General features: G+C 56.7%; 6 protein-coding genes and 1 pseudogene. 4 read left to right on the top strand and 3 right to left on the bottom strand.

Going from position 1 to position 4,526, the window contains the following annotated elements:
- Positions 1-386 (top strand): ADP-dependent NAD(P)H-hydrate dehydratase (locus tag AQR02_RS34885; RefSeq protein WP_245237734.1); only part of this gene is annotated, 386 nt, incomplete at its 5' end.
- Between the two features lie 8 nt (positions 387-394).
- Here the strand turns inward: AQR02_RS34885 and AQR02_RS25320 are convergent.
- Positions 395-850, bottom strand: coding sequence for a hypothetical protein (locus tag AQR02_RS25320; RefSeq protein WP_054943155.1), 456 nt, complete (start codon positions 848-850; stop codon positions 395-397).
- Positions 851-960: 110 nt separating this feature from the next.
- Complete coding sequence (locus AQR02_RS25315) at positions 961-1,860, bottom strand: SDR family oxidoreductase (RefSeq protein WP_054943154.1); 900 nt, start codon at positions 1,858-1,860, stop codon at positions 961-963.
- A gap of 187 nt (positions 1,861-2,047) precedes the next feature.
- Here AQR02_RS25315 and AQR02_RS25310 point away from each other — a divergent pair, with 187 nt between their 5' ends.
- The 3 genes from AQR02_RS25310 to sdaAA all read left to right on the top strand — a co-directional run bounded on the left by AQR02_RS25310 (position 2,048) and on the right by sdaAA (position 4,170).
- A complete protein-coding gene (locus AQR02_RS25310) occupies positions 2,048-2,470 on the top strand; it encodes a GNAT family N-acetyltransferase (RefSeq protein WP_054943153.1) in 423 nt (140 codons plus the stop codon).
- A 114-nt stretch (positions 2,471-2,584) separates the two neighbouring features.
- Complete coding sequence (gene sdaAB, locus AQR02_RS25305; RefSeq protein ID WP_054943152.1) at positions 2,585-3,295, top strand: L-serine ammonia-lyase, iron-sulfur-dependent subunit beta; 711 nt, start codon at positions 2,585-2,587, stop codon at positions 3,293-3,295.
- Positions 3,292-4,170 (top strand): L-serine ammonia-lyase, iron-sulfur-dependent, subunit alpha, encoded by an 879-nt coding sequence (sdaAA, locus tag AQR02_RS25300; protein ID WP_054943151.1) that lies wholly within the window; start codon positions 3,292-3,294, stop codon positions 4,168-4,170. Before sdaAB ends, sdaAA begins: the two co-directional genes overlap by 4 nt.
- A gap of 36 nt (positions 4,171-4,206) precedes the next feature.
- Here sdaAA and AQR02_RS25295 read toward each other — a convergent pair.
- Positions 4,207-4,510: pseudogene (locus tag AQR02_RS25295) on the bottom strand (hypothetical protein).
- Between the last annotated feature and the right edge of the window lie 16 nt (positions 4,511-4,526).

Genomic DNA, 4,526 nt, shown 5'->3' with positions numbered 1-4,526 from the left:
GGCCCGTCATTCTTACGCCGCATCCCGGGGAAATGGCCCGGCTTGCCGGCATATCCACAGCGGAGGTGCAGCGTGACCGGATCGGTCTGGCACTGGCTTATGCCCGGCAGCACGGTGTAGTGCTCGTACTGAAAGGAGCGCATACCGTTATTGCCACGCCTGACGGAGAAGCCTATGTTAATATCACAGGCCATCCGGGAATGGGCACAGGCGGAGCAGGCGATGTGCTGACAGGCATCATATCCGGCCTGCTGGCGCAAGGCCTGAATGCCGTTCAGGCAGCGGCTTTCGGGGTGTATCTGCACGGACTTGCCGGGGAGCGGGCGGCCGGCGCGAGGAACCATCCGGCGGGTTTAATCGCCGGGGATATCATCGAAGCGCTTTAACCAGCTGCTTACATCAGCACGAGGCAGAGCAGCGGTACGAATAGCGCGAATACGGGCAGCAGAAGCGGATAGCGTTCGCCGGACTGCTGAGCAAGCCGGAACAGCAGCAGCACGCCAATACCGTAGAGAGCGCAGGTCTGTGCGTCTCCGCCTTGCTCTGAGGCCAGCCATAAGCCGGCGCCGAATCCGGTAGCGGCATACAGGACAAGTGAAGGGCCGAGGGATGAGGAGCGGAACATGCGCAGGAGGGCGTCTGCAATGAGCGCGGCCGGCAGCCCGTAGGCATAAACGGCATAGGGCACGGAAACCGGCCAGCCCTCCGGCACCCCGTCTGTATGCGGCAAACCAAGCAGTACAAGCGACACCAGCATGAAGGTCAATCCGGCAGCGGATAATTTGGACAATGCGTACATGCCTGCAGACAGCCGGACAGAGGGCAGATCGTACTCTTTGATTCTGTTCATATGATAACGTCCTTTCAGGTTAGGTGAACGGCGCTGCCGGACTCAGCAGAGTACCCGGCGTTTTTTAAATGTGCAGATTTCAAACGGTCGTAACCTCTTCTTCCCGCATATCAGCTGGTGACCATGTCCCCGCCGTTAACATGAATGCAGGTGCCGGTTACATAGGAAGAATCCGGTCCGGCCAGATAGACATAGGCTCCGGCAAGCTCATAGGGTTGAGCGGCCCGCCCCAGCGGGGTATCGGTTCCGAATACGCTGACTTCGGCAGCGGAATAGCTGGAAGGGATGAGCGGGGTCCACACCGGACCTGGAGCAACGCTGTTGACCCGGATTCCGGTATCGGCAAGTGACAGGGCAAGAGAGCGTGTAAAGGTGACAACGGCCCCTTTGGTGGATGAATAGTCGATCAGCTTCTTATTGCCCTGGTAAGCGGTAATGGAGGCGGTATTGATGATGGAGGCTCCCTTGTTCAGATGCGGCAGTGCAGCCTGAGTCAGGAAAAAGTAAGGGAAAACATTGGTCTGAAAGGTCTGGTACAGCTGCTCTTCGGTGATGTCCATAATGCTCTGCTGCGGATACTGCACAGCTAGATTGTTGACCAGAATATCCAGCCTGCCAAAGGTCCGTACCGTCTGCTCCACCGCCTGGAAGCAGTTTTGCCTATACCGTAAATCGGTTTCAATCCGCAGGCAGCGGCGGCCAAGCTGTTCAATACGCTGTGCTGTGACCTCGGCGTCGGAGGCTTCATACAGATAGGCAATGGCCACATCCGCTCCTTCTTTGGCAAAAGCGATGGCCGCCGCCTTGCCGATCCCGCTGTCTCCGCCGCTGATAAAAGCAACCTTGCCCTGCAGCTTGCCGCTGCCGCGGCTGTCCGGGTCTTCACTGATCGGCCGGGGATTCATCAGGCTCTCCAGACCGGGCTGGCGGTCCTGGTGCTGGGGCGGGAAGGCAACCGGCTGCTTGCGGCATATCGTCTGTTCCCCGTAATAGGGGTAAGTAGGATTCATTGCGTGATACTCCTCCTTGCGCACTGTCTGTTTTATATATTTTTATGCATGCGCCCAGAGAAGCGTGCGCTCTATGCTGGTGCAGGCTAACGGAAGCGGTAGCCGGAGCAGCACTCTTATTGCCTTAAATCTCGTAGCCTAAAGTTGGAACTGAAGAATAATAATTTGGAAAGCGGGGAACAAAACGATGCGATACAGAGCAATGATTGCAGATGATTATGAGGCTGCCTATCAGTTGTGGGAGAATACAGCAGGGATGAACCTCAGCCAGGCTGACTCCCGGGAAGAAATTCTGCGGTATCTGGAGCGGAATCCCGGTATTAGCCAGGTATGCGAGGATAAGGACGGTACGCTTGCCGGCACTGTGATGTGCGGACATGACGGGCGGAGAGGGTATATGTATCATGTAGCCGTCAGCGGTGCCTGCCGGGGTAAGGGAGCCGGCCGTGAAATGGTGACACGTTCGCTTAACGCATTGCGGGAAGCGGGCATTGCGAAATGCCATCTGATGGTTATTGAAGGCAACACGCTGGGACGCAGCTTCTGGTCGGGCACCGGCTGGCAGGAGCGGGACGGCCTTGTGCTCTTTTCGCAGAATACCGATTTCTAATAAACGTATTACAGCGCTTTTAGTGACAACTGATGTAATGGTGTAGGTTCTGCATTCGTGCAGTATAATATATAGGCAAGTAAATGGCGAAATTGAATAGCAGGTGATCTGACAATGCGTTTTAAAGATGTGTTCTCTATAATCGGCCCGGCGATGGTCGGGCCTTCCAGTTCACATACCGCAGGAGCGGCACGGATCGGCAGAGCAGCCCGGCAGGTGCTCGGCGAAGTGCCGAGTGAGGCGGAGGTCATATTTTTTGGCTCGTTTGCCGCAACGTATCAGGGGCATGGAACCGACCGGGCTATCGTCGGCGGATTGCTGGACTTTGCTACAGACGACCACCGTTTGCCGGATTCCATTGAGCTGGCCGCTGAAGACGGAATGGAGGTTTCCTTCCGGCAGGGGGCGGGATTGTTCCCTCATCCGAATACCGTGAAGCTGCGTCTTACCGGCCGTGACACAGGCACAGAATTGACGCTGACGGGGATCTCGATTGGCGGGGGAAATATAGAGATCGTTGATATTGACGGTTTCGGGGTTAAGCTGACCGGAATGTATCCGACTGTTCTTATCAACCACATGGATTATCTCGGGGTACTCGCCAGTGTTACGGATGTAATTCGCCAGGGCCAGTTTAACATCGGGCACATGTCTCTTGACCGCAAGAACCGCAGCGGTGCGGCGCTGACTGTGCTGGAGCTGGATGAACCGGCAACTGCAGAACTGCTTCAGGGGCTGCGCGCTCTGCCTGCTGTGAAATCAGTCAAAGTGGTGGATCTTAACGAGGATACGCGAGCACAGAAAGGGAAGGAAAGTACAACATGAATTTTCAAACTTTAAGCCAGCTGGCTGTATTATGCGGGGAGCGGGGTCTTGGCATCGGTGCACTGATGCTGGAGGAGCAGAGTGCGGAATCCGGACGCTCGAAGGACCAGGAATTCGCTACGATGAGCCAGTATTATGGCGTAATGAAAGAGGCGGTACAACGCGGCATGACGGAGAATACGACCTCGCGCAGCGGCCTGACGGGCCTCGATGCCCAGCGGGTTGCCGCCTACAATGCTGCGGAGGAGCCATGTCTTGGGGGACCAGCCGGACAGGCGATGGCCTACGCATTAGCCGTATCGGAAGTGAATGCCTCCATGGGGCGGATTATCGCTACTCCGACAGCAGGTTCCTGCGGAATTATTCCCGGCGTATTTCTCAGCTGCCAGGAGCGTTTCGGCTGGGATGATGATTATATGGTGTCAGGATTGTTTGCCGCAGGCGCAATCGGATATGTTATTGCCAATAACTCTTTTGTATCCGGGGCAGAGGGCGGCTGTCAGGCGGAAGTCGGTTCCGCGATCGGGATGGCTGCAGGAGCGCTGACGGAGCTGCGGGGGGGTACACCGGCCCAGGCGGTTCATGCCGTGGGGCTGGCGCTTAAGAATACCCTTGGCCTGATTTGCGATCCGGTGGGCGGGCTTGTAGAGATTCCCTGCATCGTGCGCAACGGCTTCGGTGCTGTTACCGCACTGGCTGCAGCAGATATGGCGCTTGCAGGTGTGCGCAGTGTGATCCCTTCTGATGAAGTGATCAAGGTGATGCTTGAGGTTGGCTCAGCCATGCCGGAGAAGCACCGCGAGACGGCCGGGGGCGGGCTGGCCCAGACGCCTACCGGGCGCCAGATTATGAAAGATTTGCGAAGCAAGAAGTAATCGGCTTATATTTCGCCGGGTAGGCATTATGTTTTCTTATAACATATGGAAACGTTCAAGCTGCTCCCACATGCCCTCCTGCCGGAGAATTTCCGGCTGCTTCGGTCCTAGCAGATCGAAGTGGGGGAAGGGTTTGCGGTTATGGATATATTGCGGCGGAAGACCGTTCTGCTGACACCAGCGGCGGAGACGGGGCAGGTCGCTGCAGCCAACCTTGGTTACGGTGGTGATTCCGGGAAACCGCGGATCGAGCCAGTAATGGGTCAAAAAAAGCGATCTCCCCCCGGGAGACCGCCTGTTTCCACCGGTTCAATTCTTCTCTGTTAATTCCGAAGGCCATAGCTGTCCCATCCTTA

The organism is Paenibacillus ihuae (assembly GCF_001368795.1).
Taxonomy (GTDB): Bacteria; Bacillota; Bacilli; order Paenibacillales; family Paenibacillaceae; genus Paenibacillus_AQ; species Paenibacillus_AQ ihuae.
The sequence above is the reverse complement of the archived record's forward strand: the minus strand, read 5'-3'. Positions and strand labels throughout refer to the sequence as shown.